The sequence below is a fragment of the Rhizobium sp. Root1334 genome, from assembly GCF_001426665.1.
Lineage (GTDB): Bacteria > Pseudomonadota > Alphaproteobacteria > Rhizobiales > Rhizobiaceae > Pararhizobium.
Window position 1 is genome coordinate 155,271 of sequence record NZ_LMEY01000006.1, and the last position, 25,673, is coordinate 180,943.

Here is a 25,673-nt window from a genome sequence, read left to right on the forward strand (position 1 = left end):
GGGAGTTTTGAAAATGGCATCCGACGCGCGACAGATCGGCTTGTTCTCCGCAACCATGCTGGTTGCCGGCAACATGATCGGCGCAGGCATATTCATGATGCCGACAATCATGGGCAGCATCGGGAATATCGCAACGCTTGGATGGTTGATCACAGTCCCCGGCGCGTTCCTGCTCGGCTATCTCTTTGCCCGTCTCGGCAAGATTCGCCCCGTCGCTGGCGGGCCTTACGCCTACGCGCGTGAGGGGCTCGGCGATTTCGCGGGATTCCAGTGCAATCTGCTGTACTGGTTTTCGAATGTCATCGCCAACATTGCCATCGCCACGTCAATCACCGGTTATCTGACGGTCTTCCTGCCATTTCTGAAGGACCCCTATTGGGGGGCTTGCAGTACAATCACGCTCATTTGGCTGGCGGCCGGCCTGAACATGATCGGCCCACGCGTCGTCACCAAGATGGAAACCATCACGACAATCCTGGGGATTGGACCGATCGCACTTGTCGGTGTCTGCGGATGGTTCTTCTTCGATCCCGAGATCTTTGTAGCAGGATGGAATCCGGCTGGCCTCAACGAGGTTCACGCCGTGTCTTCGGCAGTCTCCATCATGTTCTGGGCTTTCATGGGTGTCGAAAGCGCTTCCGTCGCGGCTGCAGTCGTCGAAAATCCTTCGCGCAACGTCGCCCGGGCCACACTGTTCGGGGTATCGATTGCCGCGCTCGTCTATGTCGTCACGACAACCGCCATAATGGGGCTGATGCCCAACGACGAGTTGCGCCACTCCACCGCTCCGTTTGCCGATGCCGCGATGCGGGTCTTTGGTCCCTCGGGCGCGATCATCATCACAATCTGCGCCATCATGAAGGCCTCCGGCTGCCTTGGCGGATGGACCCTCATCAATGCGGAAACCGCGCTTGCCACCGCGCGCGACGGCCTGTTCCCTGCACTTTTTTCCAAAACAGACTCGCGTGGCGTGCCTGTACGTGGGCTTGCCATCGTTGCGATCGGCATGACCGCGATTGTGCTTCTCACGCTGTCGCCCACCGTCGGCGAGGCATTCATGACACTTGCCGATATCTCCGTGCTTTTGGTGCTGACGCCCTACATCTTTGCAGCCGTCTCCGTTGCGTATTATACGCAGCGGGGGTTGACGGGCCGCTCCCTGATCTGGGTCGCCTTGATGGTCATCGCCTACTGCCTGGCTGTCATCATCGTTTCAGCCGGAACCGCCGTCGCGATCAGCATGGCGCTTGGACTGGCAACAGCCCCGTTGTTCCGCGTCTTCCTTGCGTTCACGGACCGCGAGAACGGAAAGGTCGACGCCAAGCTTTAAGCATTTTCCGTTCCCGTCGCGATCCACGTGGCAAAGCGGCCTCAATGATAGCAGCGCTACCGGCGGGCTTGTTCGAAAGATTGACTTGCCAGGTTTGAAGGCACGCTCTGGGCTATGGTGCGTCCGGCCACCGCGCCCATTCCACCCGGACCAGCTTTGATCAGGTTTCAGAAACACAATCGAAAGCGGGATCAATACGATCCAGAAACCGTGACATCATGTCGCTCCCTGTCTCCGGTTCGCTCCCAACCATGACGGCCACGGCGATTGCGACGAGCGAAGAGGTCGGGTTGTGGCTCGATGCCCCGGCCCTGATATTCATCACAAGCGTCGGGCACAGGAAAAGTGCAAGCCGGATGACGCGGCGCCAATCGTGCGGAAGCATGCCCCGGGCATCCATCGCGCTCAAAAGAGGACACCACATATTGTCGGCTTTCACGTCCAGCAATTTGCCTCGCACCGCGCTCAAATCCCAGTCGGTTTCCAGGAAAAGTGTTCCAGCCTCGTAGCGTGCAACTCCCGAATATCGTTTTTCGGCTTCAGCTGGATCGTAGAGCCACAGCGGATGTGCGAAAATATTATGGAAGGTCGTCTTTACCTCAGCCAGAAGCGAAGGCACGTTCTGCCCAGCAAAGGCCGGATCGAAATAGGACAGCTGAGCCCGGCCATCCGCCTCCGTGTACCAGACATTCGCATTGTGCGCATCGCCATGCGCGACAACGCCACCCGCGTCAGCAAGCTGGTCAGGTCTCAAGCGGACGCTCGCAAGGTCGAAGAGTTCTCCGAAGCTGTAACGATAGCGCTTGCCATTGATGACGATCCGGGCTTTCGAAAAAGTTTCCCAGTCAAGATCCACGCCTGGAAGAAGAAACTGCTGACCGACATAGAAATTTTTGTAGCGCCCGCCCGGAATGGCGCCGGATAGCGGGTCGGTCAGCCTGTCGTAGAACAGCCTATGGATCGGCTCGGCCGCCACCTCCTGTGGCGTCACCGCATGCAGGGTTTCGAGATAGACAGACAGCACCCGGGCAGAAAGAGCCTGCTCGGCAGCGACGGCTTTGGATTCCGCCGCCGGGTCCGGCCGGAGATCCAGCGCACGCAGCACATCGGAAAAGCGCGGGTCGCTGCGCCGGCGGTAAATGAGGATCTGTTCGCCCGGCAGAACCGACATATAGAGCGGCTGGTCAACAGGCAGGCCCGCGCGCGCAAGAATGTCCGCTCGATAATATTCGCCGGACATCGCCTCTTCACCGTCCTCCTGATGAAATTTGAAGAAGAAAGACTGGCCGCCGGCGTCGAAAAAGCCATTCAGTGAATTCAGGCTGTACTGATCGTGATTGATGCGGACCTGCTCCGCCTTCAGTGAAAACAGATCCAGAAGCAGGCCGGCCAGAAGTGCTGTTGCCGCCGGTTCATCGGTTCGCGCCATCCGGCGAATATCCGCTGTCCTGCTGTTGCTTTCGGTCATCTTCATCTTCCAGTCTCTAACGTTACTTCAACGATGACGGCGCATAGCGGCTGCCAAGGGAATACCGGTTGCCGGCATAGGTAAGCCGGTTCACCGTCGCGACCTTTGTCCCGGACCAGGTGCGGCGGTGAAGAAGCAGGCAGGGGGCCCCCTCTTCTAGCTTCAGCAGCCGTGCGGTTCCCGCATCCGCACCGATGGCGGAAATGACATGTTCCACTTCGGTCATCGGCGTCGAACGCTGGAGATAGTCGTAAGTGGTCATGACGGCGAAGTCTTGCTGCTCATAGTCCGGCACGAGTTCGGAGTTGACGAAACGCTCCTCCACCTGGACAGGGATGCCGCTGTCGAAATGGACGACAATCGAATGGGCAATGCGAATCTGCCTACCGGCTTCGAAGGCTGCCAGGAGTTCGATTTCCGGCCTTATAGTCTCGAGAAGAATGACCTCGGCCCGATGTTCTCCGCCACGCCCGCTGATCTCGTTGGCGATGTTGGCGACCTCGATCAGGGTCGATTGCGGTTTGGGTGGCGCGACGAATGTTCCTACCCCCTGGATGCGCAGAAGATAGCCCTCGGATGTCAACTCGCGCAGTGCCCTATGAATGGTCATGCGCGAAACGCCGAGTGCCGCCACCAGATCATGCTCGGATGGCAGCTTGCGGTTCTTGTCCCATTCGCCGCTGCCGATATGCGCAAGGACATAGTCCTTGACCTTCTCGTAGAGCGGGCTCGCATTGTCCGTCAGTGGCTTCGTCGCAGCCGGCTTTGCGTCGGGGGATTGGCTCACGGGCGGTACTCGTCTTGGGTAAACCGAACGATCGTTTTGAGACCCGTTGCGTCCCCGTTGAGAAGGCGTTCATAGGCCTGCGGTATGGCATCCACCGCGATTTCCCGATCGACCAACTCGGCAAGGGCGGCCGACAGTCCAGAAAGCATGGCGACCGCCTCCGGCAACTCGCTGGTAAAGGCGTGACAGCCGACGAGCGCTATTTCGCGCTCGACGAGCAAGTTCGGGTCAAGCTCAATGCGGCCGTGCGTGATGCCGACCAACGTCAGTGAACCGCCGCCACCAAGAAGGGCGATAACCTGCCTCAGGACATCGATATGGCCCGTCGCATCGAGCGCATAGCGTATCACCCGTCCAGAAAGCGCGTCGTGGAGAGATTCTGTGTCGAGAGTGACACTTGCGGCCGCGGCCACCCGCGCAACCAGCTCTGCGCGATCCGCGTTGCGGTCGCAGACAAGGATCGGGCCATCATGAAGGCGCGACAGCAGAAGAGCGGCAAGGCCTCCGATCGGGCCGCAGCCGATAACGAGAACTGGCTCGCCCGCCGGAACGGCCTGCCGGCGCACCGCATGCAGGGCAACAGCCAGCGGCTCGGCCATGGCCGCGATCGCAGGATCAAGCGCCGGATCATGTTTCACCAGCAACCGCGCCGGCAATGCCACTTGCTCCGCGAAGCCACCGTCGCAGATTTCTCCAACGAAGCCGAGATGATCGCAGATATTCTGCCGGCCGCTTCGGCAGGCAGAACATTCGCCGCACCAGAACCGGGAATCGGCAACGACGGTATCGCCGGCGCTGAACTCACGAACGCCAGCTCCGACCTCGGTCACCACGCCGGCAAACTCGTGGCCTGCAACCGAAGGCGATCGTGTGATCCACTGCCCCGTGCGAAAATTGTGAAGATCGGAGCCGCAGATGCCAGCGGCGGTAACAGCGACGCGGACCCAGCCGGGCGCAAGCGTGCCGGGGATTTCGATATCCTCGACCCGAATATCACCTGCAGCGTACAGCCTTGCCGCTTTCATCTTCATAGATAGTCCTTGCGAACATCAGAGACCGCATGCTCATGCGAGGAAAAACCCTCGTAGCGGGCCAACGTACGGGCGTGTCTTGCAAACTCCGGATAGGCCGATGCGGTGACGTAACCGATCGACGAGCGTTTGACGAAATCGGCCACCGATAACGGTCCATAGGTACGTGCCCAGCGGCTTGTCGGCAGAACGGCGTTGGGTCCGAGACCGAAATTGCCAATCGAGACCGGCGTATGCGGTCCCATCAGGATTTCCGCGGCTTCCGTGATATGGCCTAGATGGGCGAAGGGATCGGCCGAGAGGATTTCCAGATGTTCCGGCGCATAGTCGTTGATGAAGCGATAGCTTTCTTCAAGGGAGGACGTGAGCACGATGCCGCCACAGCGGCCGGTGAGCACCGCTTTCGAGAACGCGACCCGTTGTTCGGTCATGCGGGCCCAGTGATCGGGCAAGGCGGCAAGAGCCTCGTCTGCGACCCGGCGGCTATGGGTAACGAGGTAGGCGGATGAATCCGGGCCGTGCTCGGCTTCGACCAGAAGGTCGAGCGCCGCAAGGCCCCCTTTCACCGTATCATCGGCAAAGATGACAGCCTCGGACGGGCCGGCAGGCAGGCCCGGATCGATGACGCCGGACAAAAGCCGCTTGGCCGCGACCACGAACGGGCTTCCCGGGCCAACGATCTTCAGCGCCGGCTTGATGGTCTGCGTGCCATAGGCGACAGCCGCCACTGCCTGTGCACCGCCCACCTTGTAGACGTTGGCGACACCGGCGAGACGCGCTGCAACCAACGTCGCGGCATCCACGGAGCCATCCGGCGCCGGCGGCGTGACAATGGCGATCTCCGGCACACCGGCGACGACGGCGGGAACGGCCGTCATCATGGTCACCGAAGGGAATGCGCCCTTGCCGCGTGGAACGTAGAGCGCAACGGACCGGATCGGGGTGAAGCGATCGCCGGCATAGGCGCCGGGGCGCATTTCCTTCAGCCACATCGGTTCCGGTTTCTGCACCTCGTGAAAGCGCCGGATATTGTCAATGCCGAACCGGATGGCCGCAATGACATCCTCTTCCACCAGATCGAAAGCGGCGTCGAATTCGGCTTCCGTCGCTTTGAGCTGGCTCTCGTCCAGGTCCGCCTTGTCCAGATCGCGCGCATAGCGCACCAGGGCTGCGTCGCCCTCGACGCGAACCGCTTCGATGATCGGCTTCACCGTTTCCATGAAGCCGGAGAGGTCGGTCTCCGAGCGGCGCAAGAGCGCTGCGCGGCTCGGCGCATCCAATGCGGAAAGATCGTGAAAGGAAACATCTGACATGGCTGTTTTTCCCGTTTCGCCGGCGCAACCCGCCGGCTTCTGCGTCATTTGGATTTGAGGAAGATTTCAAGACCGACGAAACGATCAAGCAGAACGATCGCCAGCGCCGCACAGGCGATGAAGACCACCGAGATCGCCGCAAGATCCGGCGTGATGATGGAACGGATGGAATTATAGATCTGGACCGGCAAGGTGACGATACGCGCATCCGTCAGAAGCAGGCTCACCAGGAACTCATTCAGCGCCAGAATGAACATCAACAGCGACCCGCTGATGACCCCGGGCATTACAGCGGGCAGAGTTACGTGAAAGAAAGTGGAGAGCGGTGGCGCACCACAACTGGCGGCGGCGAGCTCAAGGTCGGGATCAAGGCTGGAGGCGCTTGCGGTTACGGCCCAGATCATGAACGGCAGGTTGATGACGCAGCAAGCAAGCCCGACTGGCCAGAGCTGGCCCAGAAGCCTCGCCTCACCGAAGATCAGCATCAATCCGATGCCAGAACCGATGAGCGGGATGGTGAACGGCAGCAGAAGATAGATTTGCACCGACTTTTCAAAACGGATTGCGTATTTTGCAAGCGCGATACCAGCCAGCGTCCCCACCGGGATGGCGACGACCGTGCAGATTGCCGACACATAAAGGGAACGCAGGAAAGCATCCCACAGATCCCGCGAGGTGGCGATCTTCTCATACCATTTGAGGGAAAAACCCTCCGGCGGAAAAGTGATAATGTTTCCGGACGTGAACGAGGCCCCAAGAATTACGATTGTCGGCGCCGACAGAAGAACGAGTACTGCGACGACGAAAATCCAGAGAACGATGGTTTTGCTCAAGGGAGCGGTCATTGGCGCGCCCTCCCCATGGCCAGCGTGCCGGCACCGAACAGAGTGAAGACCAGCCCCACCAGCAAGGAACCGGTAGCGACGAGCAGGAGCGCCAGCGTAGAACCCAGTCCCTGATCCGACGTGCGGAAGAACTGATCGTAGATGGCGTTGGCGATAAAATCCTGGCTGCCGCCACCGAGGATCGCGGGCATCGCGAAATCGGTGAGCGATAATGTCAGCACCACCAGTCCGGCACCAACCAGCCCTGGTCTGGCAAGCGGCAGCACCACGTGACGGAATGTACGAAGCCAGTCGGCCCCAAGGGAGCCAGCAGCGGCTTCCAGCTCTTCTGGAATGGCGGTAAGCGCCGGAGCCAGCATCAAGACGGCGAAGGGCAGCATGTACTGAACAAGGCCGAAAAGCACGGCCCAGTAGTTGTAAAGAAGGCGGATCGGCGCGATGCCGACAAGACTAAGGGCCTCATTGACCATGCCCTGATTGCCCAGAATGATCAGCCAGCCATAGGCCCGCACAACCTGGCCGATGAAGAAGGGTAGAAACAGCGCGATCAGCAAGAGCTTGCGGATGACCGGAGAGGACGTGCGCACCATCACATAGGCATAGGGAAAGGCGAGAATGAGGGTGGCGGCCGTGACCATCAGCGATCCTGCCAGGCTGCGCCAGGCAACGACCGCAAACAGGCTTTCGGTGAAGGCCCGCCGGTAGTTCGCAAGCGTATAGGTTTCCGACATCAGGAACGTGCTCGTATCCAATGTCCGCAGGCTGGCATCGCCGATCAGCCAGAGACCCAGCACCAGAAGACCGACAAGCAGCAGCGCGGGCGCGAGCATCAGCCACGGTATTGCGCGGCCGAAGCGCGCGGGCCAGACGAAGGCCGCGAAGGCTTCCAGTGCATCCATGATGCGCCAGGTCAGGGGATAGGCAGATTTCGCCGCTCGCATGTCAGTCCTTGTTCGGTACCTGTGTCCGTGCTCGGGAGCGCTCCCTCATCCGGTCTGTTGGCCACCTTTCCTGCGTAAACAGGGAGAAGGACCGGGAGGCAGACACGCTCGCTCCCTCTCCCCACCGGGGAGAGGGAAATATTAGGGCATCCGAGGGCTCAACCCTGCATGATGGCCTTGAACTTCGAGAACCACTCGCTTTCGTTTTCCACCTGCACCTTGGAGGAGATGCGGATCAGGTGTTTGAAAGCGTCTTCAGTGGTGGGATAGGAGGGATCGTCGACGAGATCGGCGGGCGGATTGACGCCCGGCACAACGCCCGGCAGACCGAGCCCGTCAAGCCAGATCTGCTGGGCCTCGACCGTCAGCGAGTGGTTGATATACTCCTTCGCCCAGTAAAGCTCGTTTGCCGGCAGACCCTTCGGGATCCAGAGGCCATCCGTATCGAACTTGGCCCCTTCTTCCGGCACGATCCACTTGATATCGATGCCGTTTTTCTTGGCTTCGCGCGCATTGGTGGAAATCGTGCAGGCCGCGTCGATCTCGCCCTTCTGGAACCACGTGGTAAAATCCGGGTCTTCACCGAGCAGCGGCTGCTGTTCCTTCATCTTGGCGACGAAATCCCACGCTGGCTGCATGTTGGCCGGAATATCCTCAAGCTTGCCGCCGCCAGCGACCTGCGCGGGGAAATGGAAGCCGATGCCGTCATTGTAGAGCGCGATGCGGCCCTTGTACTTGGGATCAAGCAAGTCCTTCCAGGACTTCGGCGCACCGTTGGGAAAGGCATCCGGACGGTAGGCAAGGACATAGACATAACCGTAGGTGTTGACGATCGGATACCCGTCCAGACCCACCGGTTTGGCAAGATCGGTCGTGTTCTTCAGGTTGGAAAGGTCCGACAGATCCTCGGTGACGCCGCGCAGCGCCGATTTCGTGGCGTTGGTGGTCGTGTCCCAGTTGATATGGATCGGCGGCACGCGGCCTTGGGCTACGGCCGCCCAGACCTTTGGCTGGATTTCGTTGTCTTCCGTCAGATCGTGGCGGACTGCGATGCCGGTCTTGGCGGTAAAGCTATCGGAAACGCCGGCCTTCAGCGCGTCCACCCAGCTCCCGCCCCAGGCGCGAACGATCAACTCCTTCGGTTTTTCTGGCTCCTGCGCAAAAGCGCTGGACAAGCCCAGCGACGACAGGCCCGCAACGCCGCCGATTGTGGCTGCGCCTTGCAGGAACCGGCGGCGGCGAAGCATCAAGGATGTCAGCTTATCTTCCCTCATAATCATTCTCCTCTGGTTGACCGGTTTTTCCGGCTTACGGTTTGAATTCCAGGACATCGCTGGCGGCCCAGCCGAGACAAACGGCAGATCCGGCCTCCAGTTGGCTATGCGCAGACGGATCGTGATCGAAAACCCGCAGCAGCGCATCGCCAAGCGATGCGACCCGGACCTCGTAGACGACCCTCTCTCCCTCGAAAATGGCGTCCACGACCAGCCCTTCGACAATCATGTCGGTCCCGGCCAACCCGTCGCGGGTGGCAGCGATGCGGATTTTTTCCGCCCGGATTGCCCGGCGCTCGCCGCCCTGTGCATCGAGAAAATTCGTAACACCTATAAAATTGGCAACAAAAGCGTTCGAGGGGCTCCGATAGGTCTCGGCCGGCCGCGCCTTCTGCTGGATTTCCCCACCGTCCATGACGATGATCTCGTCGGACACGACCAATGCCTCCCTCTGGTCGTGGGTCACGTTGATCGTGGTCACGCCGAGCTCGCGCTGGATGCGGCGGAACTCGAGTTGCATTTCCTCGCGCAATTTGCGGTCGAGGGCTGCAAGCGGTTCATCGAGCAAAAGCAGGTCCGGTTCGAATACCAGCGCGCGGGCAATCGCAACACGCTGCTGCTGGCCGCCCGACAATTCGTGCACCCGGCGCGCGCCGTAACCGCCAAGACGCACCATATCCAGGTAGCGTTCGACCCGTGCGGGGATGTCACGCGCATCACTGCGCCGCATTTTCAGGGGAAAGGCGACATTTTCCGCCGCAGTCATATGCGGAAACAAGGCCAGCTTCTGGAATACCATGCCGATCGACCGCCGATGCGGCGGTACAGCGCTGACGGCCGCGCCGTTAATGAAGATTTCGCCGCTTGTCGGACGCTGGAAACCCGCGATCAATCGCAGCAGCGTGGTCTTTCCTGAGCCGGAGGGCCCCAGAATCGTCAGGAACTTGCCCGCCTCCAGATCGAACGACGCCGATCGGACGGCATGGACCCCGTCATAGACCATGTTCACCGCCTTGACGGATACGGCAACACCGGCCTCCTCCGATTTGGCTTTGATCGACGATCCGTTGAGTACAACCGGCATCATGCTTTCCCTCAGCGGCGCTCCAGCCGCATGTAAAATGTTAGATCGAGGCAAGATAGCCGCCGTCGACCGGTATGCAGTGCCCCGTCACATAGCGCGACGCATCGCTCGCAAGAAAGACGACCGCGCCCGCCACGTCTTCCATTTCGCCGAAGCGGCGCTGCGGAATCTTTTCCAGCATCGCTTCCTGCCATGCTCCGTCCTGATAAAAGACATCGGTCATCGCAGTGCGAAAATAGCCGGGAGCGATGGCGTTGACGCGTATGCCCTGCTGCGCCCATTCCGCGGCAAGCGCATGGGTCATGCCCATCAGGCCTGCCTTGGAGGAGCCGTAAGGCGCTGCTGTGGGAACACCAACATAGGAGGTCAGTGAGCAGAGATTGACGATAGCGCCACCTTGGCCGAGTGCGACCATGTTGCGCGCCGCCGCCTGCGCGCAAAAGAAAGCACCCTTCAGATTGGTCGATACAATCCGCTCCCACAATGCCTCATCAACGTCGAGCGCCGGCCGGATTTCTTCATATCCCGCATTGTTGATCAGGATATCCAGTCCGCCCAAAGCGTGCGCGGCAGCGTCAATCACAGAGGAGCAGGAATCGACGTCGCGGACATCGTGTGCGTAGGCAAAAGAGCGCTTCCCCATATTGCTGATGCGGGTTCTTGTTTCCTCAAGCCCCTTGACGTCGCGCGCCGTGACTGCGACATCCGCGCCGGCGGACGCGAGCCCTTGAGCTATCGCCTGCCCGAGACCACGGCTTGCACCCGTCACAAGTGCTTTTCGCCCAGTCAGATCGAAGAGTGCCGGTACATTCATCGGGCTCGCCATAGGTCCCACTGTTCGCTTTATCTCCGTATAGCATCACCTTTTTTAATGGTTGTCTATACATATATGTACAAATAATAAGCTCGTCGAACAGGTGGGCAAAAAGCAGTCAATTTTGATTTGAGTGGCCGATGCGCCTTCTTATGGTCACTCTGCCGAAATCGCCTTCCGCGCTACGTTGACGCTTCCCTGATCGCCATTCTTTTAGAAACCAGCATCAATCAAGTTTCGCGTACAACGTCAGGCGTTCCGCTCCGGCCGTTGCCGACAGAATATTTATCAACGCATGCAAACATGCGGCAGGGGCAACGTTCGGTGATGTGGGGGAAGCCACCGCGAAGCATGCGAAAAAACGCGTGGTATCGAATGCTGCCTGCTTCTGCGACACGTTCCAAGACGATCCGTTTCTGGCCACCCACACGCCGTAAACGCGCTATTTTACGAGTTTGTTACATCTGAATTCTGGCTTGTTACCGTAACGTACTTCCGCTGCCGCGGTTTTCCGGCAAACTCCCGAAGTCAAAGCGACGTCCACGTCGGGGCAGATTCCGGCCCGTCCGACCAAAAGGAGAGCGGAATGTGCAATGACTTTACCCGCTGCATGAGGAGAAAGCCGACATGAGTACTACCTTTTCGCGCCGCCTGCTGAGCGCCACCGCCGCAGTCGCGCTGACGCTGACGGCTGTGCCGTTTGCCGCCTCGCCAGCATTGGCGCAGGACGCAGCCCCGCCGAACATTCTCGTGATCTTCGGCGACGATATCGGCCAGACCAACATCAGCGCCTATTCCGACGGCGTTATCGGATACACGACGCCGAACATTGACCGCATCGCCAACGAAGGCATGAAGTTCACGGATTATTATGCCGAAAACAGCTGCACCGCGGGTCGTTCCACATTCATTACGGGCCAGGTCTGCCTCAGGACGGGTCTTTGCAAGGTCGGCGCTCCCGGCGTGACAGTTGGCTTGCAGGATGGCGACATTACGATTGCCCAGGCGCTGAAGCCGCTCGGCTATGCGACCGGGCAATTTGGCAAAAACCATCTCGGCGACCGGGATGAATATCTTCCCACCAAGCACGGCTTCGACGAGTTCTTCGGCAACCTCTACCACCTGAACGCCGAGGAAGAGCCGGAAGCCGCGAACTGGCCGAAGGACGATGCCGAGTTTCTCAAGGCATACAATCCGCGCGGCGTGATCAAGGCGTCCGCAGACGGCAAGGTCGAAGACACCGGCCCGCTGACGATAAAGCGCATGGAAACGATCGACGACGAGACGACGGCCGCCGCTCTCGACTTCATCGACCGCCAGGCAAAGGCCAAGAAGCCCTTCTTCACCTGGATGAATACGACCCGTATGCACCTGTTCACCCATGTTCGCCCCGAATACAGGGGCAAGAGCGGGATGACGGGCAACGAGTATGGCGACGGCATGTGGGAGCACGACCAGGACGTCGGCAAACTTCTGAACAAGCTCGATGAGCTCGGTATCGCCGACAACACGATCGTCGTCTACGCGACCGACAACGGCCCCAACCAGTTCTCCTGGCCGGATGCTGCAACAACCCCGTTCCGCTCTGAAAAGGACACCAACTGGGAAGGTGCGTTCCGCGTTCCGGCGATGGTTCGCTGGCCCGGCCATGTCAAACCCGGCCAGGTCTCCAACGGTATGGTTTCCGGTCTCGACTGGTTTCCGACCCTGCTTGCCGCCGCTGGCGATCCTGATGTGAAAAATCGCCTTCTGACAGGCTGGAAGCCTGAAGGAAGCGACGCGAGCTTCAAGAATCACCTCGATGGCTACAACCAGCTCGACTACATCACCGGTAAAACCGACAAGAGCGCGCGCAACCAGTTCTACTATTTTGATGATGACGGCAATCTCGTCGCAACCAGGTTTGATGACTGGAAAGTCGTCTTCCACGAACAACGCACACCTGGCGGGTTCGGCGTTTGGCAGGACCCCTTGGTCACCCTTCGTCTTCCCAAACTGTTCAATTTGCGCATGGACCCTTATGAGCGGGCTGATACAGTCTCCGACCAGTACAATGACTGGCTGGTGCGCAACGACTTCCTACTCGTGAAGGGCCAACTCCAGGGTGCCGCCTTCCTCGAGACCTTCGTCAAGTACCCGCCGAGCCAGCGCGTCGCCAGCTTCAACATCGAAGGCGTACGCGAACAGGTGAACAAGGCGATCGACCAGTCCTTCAAGGATCGCGGCATCGAGAAGTAGGCCCTGCCACCGTTGCGAAAGAATGACCTGCGGACGCACGTTCCCCCGTGCGTCCGGTTCAAACAAACGGAGTTCGGCATGACAGCACGCGACGATATCCTGGCGCTTGGCAAGAGGATCGGCCAATCCATTATCGGCCAGGATGAAATGGTCGAACGCCTTTTGCTCGGCCTGCTTGCCAATGGCCACCTCTTGGTCGAAGGTCTTCCCGGTTTGGCAAAGACCAGGGCAATCAAGAGTCTCGCAAAGAACCTGAATGCGGAACTGTCGCGCGTTCAGTTCACCCCCGACCTGCTTCCGGCCGATATCACCGGCTCGGAAGTCTATTTCAGCGAGGGCGGCAAGGGCGAGTTCAAGTTCCAGCAGGGGCCGATTTTCGCCAACCTGATCCTCGCCGATGAAATCAATCGCGCACCCGCCAAGGTACAGTCGGCGCTTCTCGAAGCAATGGAAGAGCGGCAGGTCACGGTCGGCGGCAAGAGCTATCCATTGCCGGAACTGTTCATGGTGATGGCCACCCAAAACCCGATCGAGCAGGAAGGCACCTATCCGCTGCCGGAAGCCCAGCTCGACCGTTTCCTGATGCATGTCGAGGTCGGCTATCCCGACGAAACCTCCGAGGCCGCCATCATGCGGCTGGTGCGCAGCGAAGAGAGCGCTGACGGGCAAAAAGCCAAGTCAACGGCAGCCGAACGGTTGGATCCGCAGGCAGTCTTCGATGCGCGCAAGGAAATCGGCGCGGTCACCGTGTCGGAACCTGTCGAGAAATACATCGTCGCTCTGGTCTTTGCGACACGCTATCCGGAGCGCTACGACAAGGATCTTGCCAAGCTTCTCCAAGTCGGCGTCAGCCCCCGCGGCGTCATCGGTCTCGACAAGGTATCGCGCTCTTACGCCTGGTTTAAAGGCCGTGATTATGTCACCCCGGATGATGTCAAAGCCGTCGTGCACGATGTCTTCCGCCACAGACTCATCCTGTCTTATGAGGCGCACGCTTCGGATACGACACCCAACACGGTCATCGACCGCATCGTCGAACTCGTCGCGGTATCGTAAGGAGTGGCGATGCCCACGACTGAGAACACGCAAGGCGTTCATGTCTCTACCGACCAGCTCGTGGCGCTGGAAGCGCGTGCCCGTGACTTGAGCTTCGTCCAGAAGTCCCGCAGCCACCAGCAGCTTTCGGGCCGCATGCAATCCTCGATGCGCGGCCGCGGGCTGACGTTTGAGGAATTGCGCGACTACCTGCCTGGTGATGACATTCGCTCCATCGACTGGCGGGTGACAGCGCGCACGAACAAGCCCGCCGTGCGCGTCTACAGTGAGGAGAAGGAGCGGCCGGCCCTCATCATCGTCGACCAGCGCATCAACATGCTCTTCGGCAGCCGGCGCTCGATGAAATCGGTGACCGCGGCCGAAGCGGCGATGCTTTGCGCGTGGCGCGTCCTTGGTTCCGGCGATCGGGTTGGGGGCTTCGTCTTCAACGATACCAGTATCGATGAAGTCAGGCCGCACCGCAGCCGCGAATCGGTGATTACGCTCGCTGCCAAAATCGCGGCCCAGAATGAGAGCCTCGACGCCGCATTCGCCGGAACGCCGTCACCCGCAGCGCTGGACACCGTGCTGCAACGCGCAGCGGGCGTCGCCCATCACGATCATCTTGTGATTGTCGTCAGTGATTTTGATGGCCACAGCACCACGACGCGGGATACCCTTCTCCGGTTGGCGAGCAGGAACGACGTCATCTGTATCCTGGTCTATGATCCTTTTCTCCTCGACCTTCCCACGTCAGGCGACATCGTGGTCAGTGGCGGCCGGCTGCAGGCAGAACTGTCGCTGAACCGTGCCGACATCAGGAAGGCGATCGATACGTTTGCCCGGGATCGTGGCAGGGAACTGCGTGACTGGCAGCGGCAACTTGGCCTGCCAATGCTTCCTGTCTCGGCGGCAGAACAAACCGCGCCGCAACTCCGCCGTCTCCTCGAGCAGGCCGCCTGGCGGCAGCGGAGGCGTTGATGGAACCCGACAAGGTGGCGCCTCTTGATCCGCTGACAAAGCTCGCTCTCAAGCAGCTGAAGGACATATCGGTTCCAGAGCCAGTGTCATGGATGCCGCAGACTTGGGGATGGGGGGTGGTCGCCTTTCTGTTGCTGTGCCTGATCGTGTTTCTCTCGCTTCAGGCACTCCGCCGCTACCGGGCGAACGCCTACCGCCGGCAGGCGCTTGCCGAACTGCGCGCCATCGAACTGCGCATCCGGGAACCCCAGACCCGCCACGACGCTGTCGATGAGCTTGCTGAACTTCTGAAGCGTGTCGCACTAGCCGCTTGGCGGCGCGAAGACGTCGCGGCTCTATCTGGAGCGGCCTGGGTCAATTTTCTTGAAAAGCATTCAGAGGCTGGCACAACGCAATCCTTGCGGACGCTGCTCGATGCTTACGAATACAGCCATGATCCCGGTTCAGGCGGCATGCCCGACACCGTCTTCGATGACTTCATTTCCTCGGCGAGGTCATGGATCGGACGGCATCATGTATCAGCTTGACCTTCCCTGGCTCTTAGCTGTCATACCTTTGCCGTTCCTGGTGTGGCTGCTCCTTCCCGCCCATCGCGAGACGGCCGCATCGGTAAGGCTGCCATTCTTTCGCCAGGTCGCCGAGGCCGCTGGCATCGACCCCACCGAAGGTTCCGTGATCGCGCGGCGCAGTTGGACGCAGCTGCTCTGCGAAACGCTCGTCTGGTGTCTGATGGCCGTGGCCCTCGCCCGCCCCCAGTTCGTCGAACCGCCGATCGAGAAGGTCGAACCACAGCGCGATCTGCTGCTGGCGCTGGACCTGTCACAGTCAATGGATACCAAGGATTTCCGTTCGCCTGACGGTAGCATGGAGGCCCGCGTCGATGCGGTTCGCAAGGTGGTTGCCGATTTCGTCACGAAGCGCCCTGGCGATCGCATCGGGCTGATCGCCTTCGGCGACGCACCCTACCCGCTCGTGCCCTTCACTATGGATCACAAGACGGTCCAGGCGGTGATTGCCGATACGCTTCCCGGAATTGCAGGCCCGCGGACGGCGCTCGGAGACGCCCTTGGGCTTGCCATCAAGATGTTCGAGAAAACGACCGTACCCGAGAAGGTTCTGATCGTTCTCACCGACGGCAATGACACGGCCAGCCGGATGCCCCCGGCGAAGGCCGCTGACATTGCCAAGCAGAAAAAGGTCGTCATTCACACGGTCGGCATCGGCGACCCGAAGGCGACCGGCGAAGACAAGCTCGACACTTCGATCTTGCAGAAGATCGCCACTGATACGGGCGGCCATTATTTCTTCGGACAGGACCAGACACAGCTCGCAACCATCTACGACACGCTCGACAAGATCACGCCGCAGGACCAGAAGAACCTCTCCTGGCGGCCGCGCATCGAGCTGTTCCACTGGCCGCTTGGATTGGCGATCGTCATCCTTGCCGCATACTATCTTTTGACCGGACTGGCAGGGCTCTTCAGAAGGAGGGCATCGGCGTGATTGAAGACTTTCACCTGCTGAGGCCGTGGTGGCTGCTGGCGCTTGCCCTCCCCGCAATCATCGTCTGGATATCGTCGCGCTCTGTCGATACGCGCCGCCAATGGAAAGGCATGATCGAGCCGCATCTTCTGGACAGTCTTGTCATAGACAGTTCATCCGGGTCGCGCATGCGTCCGTCATGGCTGCTGGCCCTGGTACTGTCTTTGGCAATCCTGGCTGTATCCGGACCGACATGGGAGCGGGAGTTGCCCCCCTTCGTCGAGGACACTGCTCCACTCGTCATCGCCGTCGATCTTTCTCCAGCCATGGACGCGATCGACGTCAGCCCGTCGCGGCTGGAACGTGCCAAGCTGAAGATCAAGGACATCATCACCGGACGCTCCGGTGCGCGCACCGCAGTTGTTGCGTACTCCGGATCCGCCCATCTGGTCCTGCCGCTCACCGAAGACGGGTCGCTGATCGAGACCTACACGGATGCCCTGGCGACACGGATCATGCCTGTCGATGGCAAGGATACGGCCAAGGCTCTCGAGCTTGCCGAAACCACCCTTGCCTCGGAGGATGTGCCAGGCACGATCCTGTTTCTGACTGATGGGATCGAACAGAAGGCATTCGATGCCTTCAAGCTCAAGTCGAAGCAAGGGATCATTGTGCTTGGCATCGGCACGCCTGACGGTGGCCCCGTGAAAGGCGCGGATGGCAGTTTTTTGACCGATGCAGCCGGAGGGCGGGTCACTGCAAAGCTCGACGTCGAAGGTTTGAAGAACCTCCACGCGCTCACCGGCGCGGATGTCGCCACATTCACGGACGACGATACCGATGTCCGGTGGGTATCGCAAAGAATCCGCACCAACTTCGCCCAGAAACGGGCGGCCGAAGGAGATCACTGGCGTGACGCCGGATGGTGGCTGATCGGTCCATTGCTGCTTCTGTTCGCTCTGTCTTTCCGCAAGGGCTGGATCGTACGGGTTGGCGTGGTTCTCCTTTCAGCCCACCTGTTACTGCCCTCGGATGCCCGGGCCGCCGACTTTGCCGGCATGTGGCTGACACCGGACCAACAGGGACGCATGGCCTACGAGAACGGCGATTTCGAAGGTGCAGCAGCACACTTCGCCGATCCCATGTGGAAAGGAACATCTTTCTATCGCGCCGGGAAATATGCTGAAGCGATCGACGCCTTTGCCACCGTTGATAGCGCCGAGAGCTGGTACGATCAGGGAAATGCACTGCTGCATCTCGGCAAGCTCGATGAGGCGGTCACCGCTTATAAAACCGCACTGAAGAAGCGGCAGGGGTGGCCCGACGCCGCCGCAAACCTTGCCATTGCCGAAAGGCTGGTGAAAGTGAAGAAGGACGAAGAGCAGGAGCAGCAGGACGACCCGAACCTGCCGCCGGACAGTATCCAGTTCGACAACAAGGGGAAACAGGGCAAGGCGGGCAAGATCAACATCGCCGAGCAGACCTCGGAACTCTGGATGAAAAATATCGTCGTCAGTCCGGCCGACCTCATGGCGCGCAAATTCGCCATCGAAGCCCAGGGAAAGAAGCCATGATGCTGCTCCGCGCCGTCGTCGCATTCTGGCTCGTGCTGGGCTCGGTGGCCTTTGCAGCCGAACCTTTCACGCGCGTTGCCATCGAAGACAAAGGCAGCATCGTGCCAGGCCAGCAGGTTCGGATCACGGTCGACGTCTTCGTGCCGGATTTCTTCACGTCGCCGCCAGAACTTCCACTGTTCGATCTGCCAAACGCGATGGTTTCTTTGGTCGATGAGCGCTCTCAGAACCTCATCGAGACGATCGACGGCGTGCAGTATGCCGGAATCCGGCGGACGTATGCTGTGGTTCCAGAGACCTCCGGAACGTTCACGCTGCCACCTGCGGTGATCACTCTTGGCTATTCGCAGGACGGCAAGCCCATTCCAGGCCAGGCAGTTCTGCAGCCGCTGAGCTTCACCGTTGCAGATCCTCCCGACAGTTCCGCCGCCACGCCGGCGTTTCCCGCGCGCGGCGTGACGATAACCCAGTCTTTCGATCGCGATCCATCCAAGTTGAAGGTTGGCGACGCAGTGGTTCGAACGATGACCATCTTCGCCGAGAACACGCAGGCGATGATGATCCCGGCCATCCCCGCCGTTGCCGCCAACGGCCTGAAACAATATTCGAAATCTCCGCAGCTCGCCGACGGCGTGGAAACCGAGGACCGCAAGACGGGAAGCACCCGGACGGAAACCATAACCTATGTTGCCGGGACGGAGGGAACGTTCGAGATCCCCGCCATCTCCTATCCCTGGTTCGACGTCGATACGCAGGCCAGCGCAATGGCTACGCTTCCAGCAGCCACAATGAAGGTGGCAGCACCCGTCTCGGCTCACACCGGGCTGGCACCTCAGCTCGAGCAGGAAGTTGACACCAGTGCACACGCCTGGCTGACCAGGAAACATCTTCTGGCGGCAGCGGCGGCTGCCATCGGTTTGGCGGCGGCAGGCTATCTCCTCCTCCGCCTGCTGCCCTGGATAACGGAGAGACTGCGAACGCGCAGGAATGCGCACCGCAATTCCGAGCGCAGCGCGTTCGCAGACCTGATCGCGTCGATCGGATCAGAGGATCCCGGCATCATCTACCGTCATCTGGAAATCTGGACTCGCGCAGCAGGCTACAAATCGATCGCGGACTGGGTTTTGCAATGCGGCGACGACGATGCCGCGACCCAAATACGCAAGCTGGAAAGTGAACTCTTTGGTGCCGGTCGCAATCGCCCCGGTCTTGACCGGGCGGCACTGAGACGCGCTATCGAGGCTTGGCGGAAAGTTCCAAAGCCGGGGGACACCAGGCATGACAGCTCATTGCCCGGACTAAACCCGATCGCCTAAACTGCGCTGGCAGAGGAAAGCTCGTGCAACAAAGTTTGGGTTGACCGCTATCGATAGCAAAGCGACACTCTGCTTGCAGCAAAGCTGGAGACAAAGCGATGGACGAACCAGGCAGGTGGCGCCCCATGGGCAGCGCACCGAAAGACGGTAGCCGTATCCTCATCACGGTCCGCCCGTCTGAACAGGGGCCGGCGGAAGTGGACCTGGCTTACTGGTCGAATGGCGATCAGTTCGGCGCGGAAGGTTGGCGCGCCTCTGATTCTTCCCCTGGCTGTGTCATTGAATATGCCGAGCCGGAGCTGAAGTGCTGGATGCCAATGCCGTCCGCCAATGGCAACCGCACATCCATGCCCTTGCCCTGGGAAGGCGACGACGCCCAGCGGTTCGACGGTTCAGGAATCTAGCGAACCCGTTTAGACGTATCGCAAACCCCGGCAGCTCTGCTGTGAAAATGTTGTTGTCAACTTCGGTGAACCCCACTTCCACGGTAGCCGAACGCAATGCCGTCGGAGCGATCAGCAAGACAGCGAACGGCAGTGAGGATCAGAAACGCGGGCACAACAGACAAGGGGAAGACGTACATAACCGTTTTCCCGGCCTGTTTCCCCTGATGGGTGAAGCTCCGTATTTCCGATACGATCCGTTCTATGGCTGCTATCGCTTGCCTGAACGAGTATCCGGGAACCTGGCTGCCGCCGACATAGGCGAAGGGAAGCCCATGGGACCGGCACAGCGCTCGCAGTCCCTCAATGAAGAGGCCCACCGCGAACAGCGTCGCGGTGGGCCTTTGTTTCATTCGTTGAACCGGATCACGCTCGAACGTCAATCGTACCCATCATGCCCAGCTGTTCATGCTCGAGGATGTGGCAGTGATACATGCGTGGGCCTGGCATATCCTGGCGCAGCAGTATCCTGACCGTTTCGCCTGCCACGATATTCACGGTATCCTTCCAGGCGCGATAGGGTGGCGTGGTGACCTTCCCGTCCTTTTCATGCTCGACAATCTGAAACTGCGTCCCATGCACATGGAACGGATGATCCATGTCCGCCTCGTTGACGATTTCCCACAGCTCGACCTGTCCAGCTTTCGAGACCTCATCGATGCGGTTCATGTCAAAGCTGGCGCCGTTGATCAGGAACTTCATCTCCATGCCGCCGGAAGACATGGACATGTTAGCGTGATCCATGCCCTGCATCGGCATGCCGCCATGATCCATTCCACCCATGGATTCCGTCAGAACAAAGCGCCGCGTGACAGCCGGTTTTCCAAGGGGCTCGATGGAACGTAGCTTTGCCGGTAACGGCGGAATCGCGGCCACCGCCTGTTCCGATACGTTTGCCGTCAGCAAAACCATCCCGGCCTCGTTCGGCTTGCCCGGCCCCATCCAACCACGCTCATAATCAAGCGTCGTCAGCCTGGCCGCTCCCGGCTTGTCGAAGGAAACGATCACTTCGACGCGTTCGGCCGGCGTCAGCAGTAACTCCTCGACGGCGACGGGCGATTCGATCAGGCCGCCGTCAGTGCCGATGACGGTCATGCTGGCATTCTCGAACCTGAGCCGCAGGAAACGGGCATTCGTCGCGTTGAAGAGGCGCAACCGGCGCTTTTCGCCCAGCGCAAAAGTCATAGCCGGATTCTTCTGCCCATTGACGAGCACGTGATCGCCAACCCGGCCGTTCATCAGATCGATCATCGTGCTTTCCGGCATCGTGCCGTCAGCGCCAATCCTAAGATCGGTCAGCATGAGGACCGTGTCGCCGTATTCCGGCGGGATCGGATCACTTTTCGGTTTGACGATGAAAATCCCGGCGAGACCACGATAAACCTGCTCGGCGGTCAACCCATGCGGATGGGGATGAAACCAGTAGGATGCGGCGCTGCCCTGCGGAAGATCAAACGCATAGATGCGCTCGCTCCCTGCGGCGACGGGATCACTCGGATTGCCGTCCTGGTCGGCCGGCACCGGCATGCCATGCCAATGGATTGTGGTCGGCTCACCTGGAATTCCGTTCCTGAAACTGACCTCGACTTTGTCTCCCTCAAATGCCTCGATCACCGGATTGGCGCCGTTATAAAGGAGCACAGGCGTATCGAGCCCCTCGGCGAACCGGACAAAACCCGGTTCGGCTGCGAGTTCTGCTTTGAACATGCCAGGCGCGGCCGACTGGTTGGACAGGCGCGGCAACACTTTGAGTGGCTGTCCTTCCGGCAAAACGGGATTGGCACCCGTCATGGGCATGGTGTGATTACCGTGACCGCTCATGCCGCCCATATCATGCTTCATCTGGGCAGCCGCAGGTCCGGCAACGACGAGACCTGCAAGGCCCGTCAGAAAAGTCCGCCGATGCATTGATCGTCTTCCTCTCGGTCGTTTGACAGTCAGCGGCAACGCTGTTCAGCTCTGTCCTGAATTACTTTCTTGTCTAGGAACGGCTCACAAGAGCCGCTCTTGATTGCGGCAGGCTCCGCTCGGCGCGCCATGCCCGGCATCTGTCATGTCGCGCTGTCGCATCGGATTTCTCCTGCTCAGTTCGCGGTTGCCGGATAGCCGGCATCTTCGAGAACCTTTTGAACAACCACCGTGCTCGCGGCCGTTTCGACCCGGACGGTTCGGGCGGCAGGATTGGTCTCGATCACCGCATTGGGATCGACGGATTGGATCGCCTTGGTAACGGATTTGGCGCAACCGCCGCAGGTCATGTTTTCGATTATCAGTTCCATTGGAATTCTCCTTGCTTGGGTTTACGCCGCAGAAGATGGGGCTTCCAACCATGGGAAGGTCAAGGGGGCGGAAATGAAAATCTGCTATCGGTCCTCACACGGTTGAACGCCTTGTCTTCTGCGCCAACCGGATCTTTGGAGCGATGACAGGATGCGGCGACCATCCGCGCCGGATGTCTCTCCCGGGCAGCGCCTGAGCATGATGGTCAGGCCGACGGGTCCCGATGGCCGCGCGAAGCAGTTTCAAACCAGCTCTGGCCTTGTGGTGATCTCGAAGCCCTCCTTTAGGACATCATCGAGAACCTGCGCCGCTCTCTTGATCCCCATTGTCCTGAATTCAGGACAGTGATGCCCGATTTCGCTGCCTACTGCCATGGCCGATGCCGGCGTAACTTTTCCTCAGCAGATTGCCAAACGGCAAATCCGCAAGACGCCTCGCCTTCGACCCATCCCATCTTTTGGGCTGGAGAGATCTCTGGTTCCGCTTCCAACCATGACTTCAAACAAGGAGACTTTGAAATGAGCACCCCAGCCAACTTCAACGGGCAGCGCCCGGTTATCGATGCCAATGACGCCGTCATGCTGCTGATCGACCACCAGAGTGGCCTTTTCCAGACCGTTGCCGATATGCCGATGCCGGTTCTGCGCAATCATGCGGCGGCACTTGCCAGGATGGCGACCTTGTCCAAGATGCCGGTGATCACCACGGCCTCCGTGCCGCAGGGTCCCAACGGCCCGCTGATCCCGGAAATCCATGAAAATGCCCCGCATGCGCTTTACGTGGCCCGCAAGGGAGAGATCAATGCATGGGACAATCCGGACTTCGTCGCTGCCGTCAAGGCAACCGGCCGCAAGACCCTGATCATCGCTGGCACGATCACCAGCGTCTGCATGGCCTTCCCCGCGATCAGCGCTGCCTATGTCGGTTATAAGGTGTTCGCCGTGGTAGATGCCTCCGGCACTTACTCGAAGATGGCGCAGGAGATCACGCTCGCCCGCGTCGTGCAGGCCGGCGTGGTGCCAATGGATACGGCGGCAGTCGCCTCCGAGCTGCAAAAGACCTGGCACCGGGACGATGCGCAGGAATGGGCTGGTATCTACACCAAGATCTTCCCGGCCTACCAGCTGCTAATCGAGAGCTATCTCAAGGCTCAAGACGTTGAAAAGAATCACGAACTGCTCGACTCGCAGCGCAGCTGATCGTCAAGGCGAATGGCGGCGGGAACCCCGCCGCCATTCGCCGCTGCCCTCTCCGCCATCCGGCGTTCGTCATTCAGGATATCCGAACATCATGAAACATATGCTTGAGAACACCATCCGTGCTTCGATCGGCTCGCTCCTGCTTGCCAGTCCCGCCTTTGCAAACGGACCGGATCTCATTCTCCATAACGCCGCCATCGTCACGATGGATCAGGACAAGCCGCAGGCAAGTGCCCTTGCGATTACGGGCGAACGCATCACCGCCATCGGTGACGAGGCAACTGTCAAGGCGCTGGGCACCGAACATACGCGCGTCATTGATCTTGAGGGAAAAACGATCATTCCCGGTCTCGTCGATACCCATATTCACGCCATCAGAGGTGGCCAGACCTACACATTCGAAACCTACTGGTATGACGAAACGAGCCTGACGGCGGCGCTGGAGACGCTTGGCGCAGCGGCGTCCGCACGCGCTCAAAATGAATGGGTCGCTGTTGTCGGCTCATGGCATCCCGAACAGTTCGAAGAAAAAAGAGCCCCGACCGTTGAGGAGTTGACGCAAGCCGTCCCGGACCGTCCGGCCTATATCCAGTATCTCTATGATTACGCTCTTGTGAATGCCAAGGGCGTGGAAGCGTTGAAGCTTAACGATCAAGCCCCCGCGGTACCGGCGGGGATTACCGTCGAGCGTGGTCCCGATGGCAAGGCGACAGGAAAGCTGCTCGGCCATATCGGGTCTTACAACGCCCTCTTCGCCCAAATTGCGCCACAAGACGAGATGCCCAGGAAAGAGAGCCTACAAGCCTTCTTCACTGCTCTTAACAGCGCCGGCGTGACCGGCTTCATCGACCCGTCTGCAGGGCCAGCCTCCAGTTACGACACGCTCTTTGCCCTGCAGCGGGAGGGCAAACTCACCAACCGTGCCGGATATCGCATCCCGGCCATGAGGGCGGGTGCGGAAGCCCAATGGTTTCGCGATGTCATGGCGTTTCGCCAGCCGCACTACGAGACCGGCCTGATCAGCTTTGTCGGCCTCGGCGAATCCATCGTCGCCGCCATGAACGGCGGTGTCCAGATGGGCCCTGGCTTTGCGCCCTCTGACAAAGCCAAGGAAGAGCTTCTGGCCGTCGCGCGGTTTGCTGCCGGACGGCATATTCCGCTGGAAATACACGCCTACACCGATGATGCGGCAAGCTCCATTCTCGATGTTTTCGAGGAGGTCAACAAAACCCACCCGTTGCAGGATCTGCGTTGGTCGATTGCCCATTTAAACACAGGCTCCGAGCAAACATTGGAACGCATGAAGAGGCTCGGGCTTTCCTTCACCGTTCAGATGGGACCCTACTTCGAAGGCCCTGCGATCCTTGAGGCCAACGGCGAAGATGTCGCCGCCAAATCACCGCAGACACGCGCTGCCCTTGACCGCAACATTCTCGTTGCCGGCGGTACGGACTCGACGCGGATCGGAGTTTTCGGAGTATGGCAGGCCATCGAGTATCACGTGACGGGACGGTCGCTTGGCGGGGCTATCCAGAAGGCGGCAAGCCAGCTTCTCTCCCGGGAAGAGGCCTTGCAGCTCTATACGAAGAATGCTGCATGGATCGGCTTTGCCGAACAGGATAGAGGCACGCTTGCAAAGGCCAAGCTTGCCGACCTCGTGGTGCTTGACAAGCCGTTCTTCAGCATCCCCGCCGATGAAATCGACTCTATCCGCTCGCTTTTGACCATCGTCGGCGGCAAGGTCGTTTACGACCGCATCTCCGGCTCGTCCACGCCTGCGCAATAGATGTTCGACGGCGGAATGAAACACGATGCGGCGGCACATGGCTCTCCGCCGCATCGTAGCGCCTTTTCCTACCCCGCTGGCAAGGAACTCTCGGCAAGCGGCGTCATCAGCGCGCCCTCAAGGAGGAGATTTCCGAACCGGTGGCAGGTCCATACAGACGCCCTTGGCCGCTTCGGCCGCCATTCCAATGCTTTCCCCCAAGGTCGGATGCGGATGGATGGTCTTGCCGATGTCGCTGGCGTCAGCGTTGCCATGCGTCCGTAACCTCGCCCAATAGTGCGGCTGGCGATGATCACGCAAGAAGGCACATCGGTGTTACCTTGGCGCCGCGAGTGTCGAACCTCAGCAAACCGGCCCGTCGGCGACCGCCCGGGCCGGTGACACATTTAGCATTCGGAGGACACTTCAGGTGTGCAAATGTCAGCGCGGGATCCAGGCAGGGGCTGTCCTTT

At 59.9% G+C, this 25,673-nt stretch carries 22 protein-coding genes and 1 pseudogene; 11 read left to right on the forward strand and 12 right to left on the reverse strand.

Features of this window, described 5'->3' with window-relative positions; genetic code table 11:
• Positions 1 to 13 precede the first annotated feature (13 nt).
• Positions 14 to 1,330: an amino acid permease gene (locus ASD36_RS11405; RefSeq protein ID WP_060510386.1), complete on the forward strand. Its 1,317-nt coding sequence runs from the start codon at positions 14 to 16 to the stop codon at positions 1,328 to 1,330.
• A gap of 160 nt (positions 1,331 to 1,490) precedes the next feature.
• Here ASD36_RS11405 and ASD36_RS11410 read toward each other — a convergent pair whose 3' ends face one another.
• The 9 genes from ASD36_RS11410 to ASD36_RS11450 all read right to left on the reverse strand — a co-directional run bounded on the left by ASD36_RS11410 (position 1,491) and on the right by ASD36_RS11450 (position 10,887).
• Positions 1,491 to 2,798, reverse strand: a complete 1,308-nt coding sequence (locus tag ASD36_RS11410; RefSeq protein WP_060510388.1) for a hypothetical protein — start codon at positions 2,796 to 2,798, stop codon at positions 1,491 to 1,493.
• Between the two features lie 22 nt (positions 2,799 to 2,820).
• Complete coding sequence (hutC, locus tag ASD36_RS11415; RefSeq protein WP_060510390.1) at positions 2,821 to 3,585, reverse strand: histidine utilization repressor; 765 nt, start codon at positions 3,583 to 3,585, stop codon at positions 2,821 to 2,823.
• The gene (locus tag ASD36_RS11420; protein ID WP_060510698.1) at positions 3,582 to 4,610 is read right to left on the reverse strand and encodes an alcohol dehydrogenase catalytic domain-containing protein; all 1,029 of its coding nucleotides are present in this window, start codon (positions 4,608 to 4,610) and stop codon (positions 3,582 to 3,584) included. The genes hutC and ASD36_RS11420 overlap by 4 nt, the downstream gene beginning before the upstream one ends.
• A gap of 2 nt (positions 4,611 to 4,612) precedes the next feature.
• Positions 4,613 to 5,929: a histidinol dehydrogenase gene (gene hisD / locus ASD36_RS11425; protein ID WP_060510696.1), complete on the reverse strand. Its 1,317-nt coding sequence runs from the start codon at positions 5,927 to 5,929 to the stop codon at positions 4,613 to 4,615.
• Between the two features lie 44 nt (positions 5,930 to 5,973).
• A complete protein-coding gene (locus ASD36_RS11430; protein ID WP_060510392.1) occupies positions 5,974 to 6,774 on the reverse strand; it encodes an ABC transporter permease in 801 nt (266 codons plus the stop codon).
• Positions 6,771 to 7,715, reverse strand: a complete 945-nt coding sequence (locus ASD36_RS11435) for an ABC transporter permease (RefSeq protein WP_060510394.1) — start codon at positions 7,713 to 7,715, stop codon at positions 6,771 to 6,773. Before ASD36_RS11435 ends, ASD36_RS11430 begins: the two co-directional genes overlap by 4 nt.
• A 158-nt stretch (positions 7,716 to 7,873) precedes the next feature.
• The gene (locus tag ASD36_RS11440; protein ID WP_347360125.1) at positions 7,874 to 8,962 is read right to left on the reverse strand and encodes a PotD/PotF family extracellular solute-binding protein; all 1,089 of its coding nucleotides are present in this window, start codon (positions 8,960 to 8,962) and stop codon (positions 7,874 to 7,876) included.
• 61 nt (positions 8,963 to 9,023) lie between these two features.
• Positions 9,024 to 10,073 carry an ABC transporter ATP-binding protein gene (locus ASD36_RS11445; protein WP_060510398.1) on the reverse strand — a complete coding sequence of 350 codons (1,050 nt, stop codon included), beginning with the start codon at positions 10,071 to 10,073 and terminating at the stop codon, positions 9,024 to 9,026.
• 40 nt (positions 10,074 to 10,113) lie between these two features.
• Complete coding sequence (locus ASD36_RS11450; protein ID WP_060510700.1) at positions 10,114 to 10,887, reverse strand: glucose 1-dehydrogenase; 774 nt, start codon at positions 10,885 to 10,887, stop codon at positions 10,114 to 10,116.
• A 627-nt stretch (positions 10,888 to 11,514) separates the two neighbouring features.
• Between ASD36_RS11450 and ASD36_RS11455 the strand changes: the two genes are divergently transcribed.
• The 8 genes from ASD36_RS11455 to ASD36_RS11490 all read left to right on the forward strand — a co-directional run bounded on the left by ASD36_RS11455 (position 11,515) and on the right by ASD36_RS11490 (position 19,917).
• Complete coding sequence (locus ASD36_RS11455) at positions 11,515 to 13,125, forward strand: arylsulfatase (RefSeq protein ID WP_060510400.1); 1,611 nt, start codon at positions 11,515 to 11,517, stop codon at positions 13,123 to 13,125.
• 78 nt (positions 13,126 to 13,203) lie between these two features.
• Positions 13,204 to 14,181: a MoxR family ATPase gene (locus ASD36_RS11460; protein ID WP_060510402.1), complete on the forward strand. Its 978-nt coding sequence runs from the start codon at positions 13,204 to 13,206 to the stop codon at positions 14,179 to 14,181.
• A gap of 9 nt (positions 14,182 to 14,190) precedes the next feature.
• A complete protein-coding gene (locus ASD36_RS11465) occupies positions 14,191 to 15,141 on the forward strand; it encodes a DUF58 domain-containing protein (RefSeq protein ID WP_060510404.1) in 951 nt (316 codons plus the stop codon).
• On the forward strand, positions 15,141 to 15,668 hold the full coding sequence (locus tag ASD36_RS11470; RefSeq protein WP_060510406.1) for a DUF4381 domain-containing protein: 528 nt from the start codon (positions 15,141 to 15,143) through the stop codon (positions 15,666 to 15,668). The genes ASD36_RS11465 and ASD36_RS11470 overlap by 1 nt, the downstream gene beginning before the upstream one ends.
• A complete protein-coding gene (locus tag ASD36_RS11475) occupies positions 15,655 to 16,644 on the forward strand; it encodes a VWA domain-containing protein (RefSeq protein WP_060510409.1) in 990 nt (329 codons plus the stop codon). The genes ASD36_RS11470 and ASD36_RS11475 overlap by 14 nt, the downstream gene beginning before the upstream one ends.
• On the forward strand, positions 16,641 to 18,197 hold the full coding sequence (locus ASD36_RS11480) for a VWA domain-containing protein (RefSeq protein WP_060510411.1): 1,557 nt from the start codon (positions 16,641 to 16,643) through the stop codon (positions 18,195 to 18,197). The genes ASD36_RS11475 and ASD36_RS11480 overlap by 4 nt, the downstream gene beginning before the upstream one ends.
• The gene (locus ASD36_RS11485) at positions 18,194 to 19,513 is read left to right on the forward strand and encodes a BatD family protein (protein WP_060510413.1); all 1,320 of its coding nucleotides are present in this window, start codon (positions 18,194 to 18,196) and stop codon (positions 19,511 to 19,513) included. Before ASD36_RS11480 ends, ASD36_RS11485 begins: the two co-directional genes overlap by 4 nt.
• A 98-nt stretch (positions 19,514 to 19,611) precedes the next feature.
• A complete protein-coding gene (locus ASD36_RS11490) occupies positions 19,612 to 19,917 on the forward strand; it encodes a hypothetical protein (protein WP_060510415.1) in 306 nt (101 codons plus the stop codon).
• A gap of 405 nt (positions 19,918 to 20,322) precedes the next feature.
• On the opposite strand, the gene ASD36_RS11500 is transcribed toward ASD36_RS11490, so the two are convergent.
• Positions 20,323 to 21,864 carry a multicopper oxidase family protein gene (locus ASD36_RS11500; protein ID WP_060510419.1) on the reverse strand — a complete coding sequence of 514 codons (1,542 nt, stop codon included), beginning with the start codon at positions 21,862 to 21,864 and terminating at the stop codon, positions 20,323 to 20,325.
• A gap of 176 nt (positions 21,865 to 22,040) precedes the next feature.
• On the reverse strand, positions 22,041 to 22,235 hold the full coding sequence (locus tag ASD36_RS11505) for a heavy-metal-associated domain-containing protein (protein ID WP_060510421.1): 195 nt from the start codon (positions 22,233 to 22,235) through the stop codon (positions 22,041 to 22,043).
• A gap of 519 nt (positions 22,236 to 22,754) precedes the next feature.
• On the opposite strand from ASD36_RS11505, the gene ASD36_RS11510 reads away from it, so the two are divergent.
• Entirely contained in the window at positions 22,755 to 23,435 is a 681-nt protein-coding gene (locus ASD36_RS11510; RefSeq protein ID WP_060510423.1) for a hydrolase, read from the forward strand.
• 91 nt (positions 23,436 to 23,526) lie between these two features.
• Positions 23,527 to 25,221: an amidohydrolase gene (locus ASD36_RS11515; RefSeq protein WP_060510425.1), complete on the forward strand. Its 1,695-nt coding sequence runs from the start codon at positions 23,527 to 23,529 to the stop codon at positions 25,219 to 25,221.
• A 117-nt stretch (positions 25,222 to 25,338) separates the two neighbouring features.
• On the opposite strand, the pseudogene ASD36_RS31340 reads toward ASD36_RS11515, so the two are convergent.
• Positions 25,339 to 25,498: pseudogene (locus tag ASD36_RS31340) on the reverse strand (dihydrolipoamide dehydrogenase); the annotation flags it as partial.
• Positions 25,499 to 25,673 lie beyond the last annotated feature (175 nt).

What these genes read in the sequence shown, in the direction of transcription:
- ASD36_RS11450 (WP_060510700.1), bottom strand. Translation starts at nt 10,887, where the DNA reads ATGAATGTACCGGCACTCTTCGATCTGACTGGGCGAAAAGCACTTGTG.
- ASD36_RS11405 (WP_060510386.1), top strand. Translation starts at nt 14, where the DNA reads ATGGCATCCGACGCGCGACAGATCGGCTTGTTCTCCGCAACCATGCTG.
- ASD36_RS11410 (WP_060510388.1), bottom strand. Translation starts at nt 2,798, where the DNA reads ATGACCGAAAGCAACAGCAGGACAGCGGATATTCGCCGGATGGCGCGA.
- ASD36_RS11460 (WP_060510402.1), top strand. Translation starts at nt 13,204, where the DNA reads ATGACAGCACGCGACGATATCCTGGCGCTTGGCAAGAGGATCGGCCAA.
- ASD36_RS11500 (WP_060510419.1), bottom strand. Translation starts at nt 21,864, where the DNA reads ATGCATCGGCGGACTTTTCTGACGGGCCTTGCAGGTCTCGTCGTTGCC.
- ASD36_RS11420 (WP_060510698.1), bottom strand. Translation starts at nt 4,610, where the DNA reads ATGAAAGCGGCAAGGCTGTACGCTGCAGGTGATATTCGGGTCGAGGAT.
- ASD36_RS11440 (WP_347360125.1), bottom strand. Translation starts at nt 8,962, where the DNA reads ATGCTTCGCCGCCGCCGGTTCCTGCAAGGCGCAGCCACAATCGGCGGC.
- ASD36_RS11445 (WP_060510398.1), bottom strand. Translation starts at nt 10,073, where the DNA reads ATGCCGGTTGTACTCAACGGATCGTCGATCAAAGCCAAATCGGAGGAG.
- ASD36_RS11465 (WP_060510404.1), top strand. Translation starts at nt 14,191, where the DNA reads ATGCCCACGACTGAGAACACGCAAGGCGTTCATGTCTCTACCGACCAG.
- ASD36_RS11430 (WP_060510392.1), bottom strand. Translation starts at nt 6,774, where the DNA reads ATGACCGCTCCCTTGAGCAAAACCATCGTTCTCTGGATTTTCGTCGTC.
- ASD36_RS11490 (WP_060510415.1), top strand. Translation starts at nt 19,612, where the DNA reads ATGGACGAACCAGGCAGGTGGCGCCCCATGGGCAGCGCACCGAAAGAC.
- ASD36_RS11510 (WP_060510423.1), top strand. Translation starts at nt 22,755, where the DNA reads ATGAGCACCCCAGCCAACTTCAACGGGCAGCGCCCGGTTATCGATGCC.
- ASD36_RS11485 (WP_060510413.1), top strand. Translation starts at nt 18,194, where the DNA reads ATGATGCTGCTCCGCGCCGTCGTCGCATTCTGGCTCGTGCTGGGCTCG.
- ASD36_RS11475 (WP_060510409.1), top strand. Translation starts at nt 15,655, where the DNA reads ATGTATCAGCTTGACCTTCCCTGGCTCTTAGCTGTCATACCTTTGCCG.
- ASD36_RS11435 (WP_060510394.1), bottom strand. Translation starts at nt 7,715, where the DNA reads ATGCGAGCGGCGAAATCTGCCTATCCCCTGACCTGGCGCATCATGGAT.
- ASD36_RS11505 (WP_060510421.1), bottom strand. Translation starts at nt 22,235, where the DNA reads ATGGAACTGATAATCGAAAACATGACCTGCGGCGGTTGCGCCAAATCC.
- ASD36_RS11515 (WP_060510425.1), top strand. Translation starts at nt 23,527, where the DNA reads ATGAAACATATGCTTGAGAACACCATCCGTGCTTCGATCGGCTCGCTC.
- ASD36_RS11455 (WP_060510400.1), top strand. Translation starts at nt 11,515, where the DNA reads ATGAGTACTACCTTTTCGCGCCGCCTGCTGAGCGCCACCGCCGCAGTC.
- ASD36_RS11470 (WP_060510406.1), top strand. Translation starts at nt 15,141, where the DNA reads ATGGAACCCGACAAGGTGGCGCCTCTTGATCCGCTGACAAAGCTCGCT.
- hisD (WP_060510696.1), bottom strand. Translation starts at nt 5,929, where the DNA reads ATGTCAGATGTTTCCTTTCACGATCTTTCCGCATTGGATGCGCCGAGC.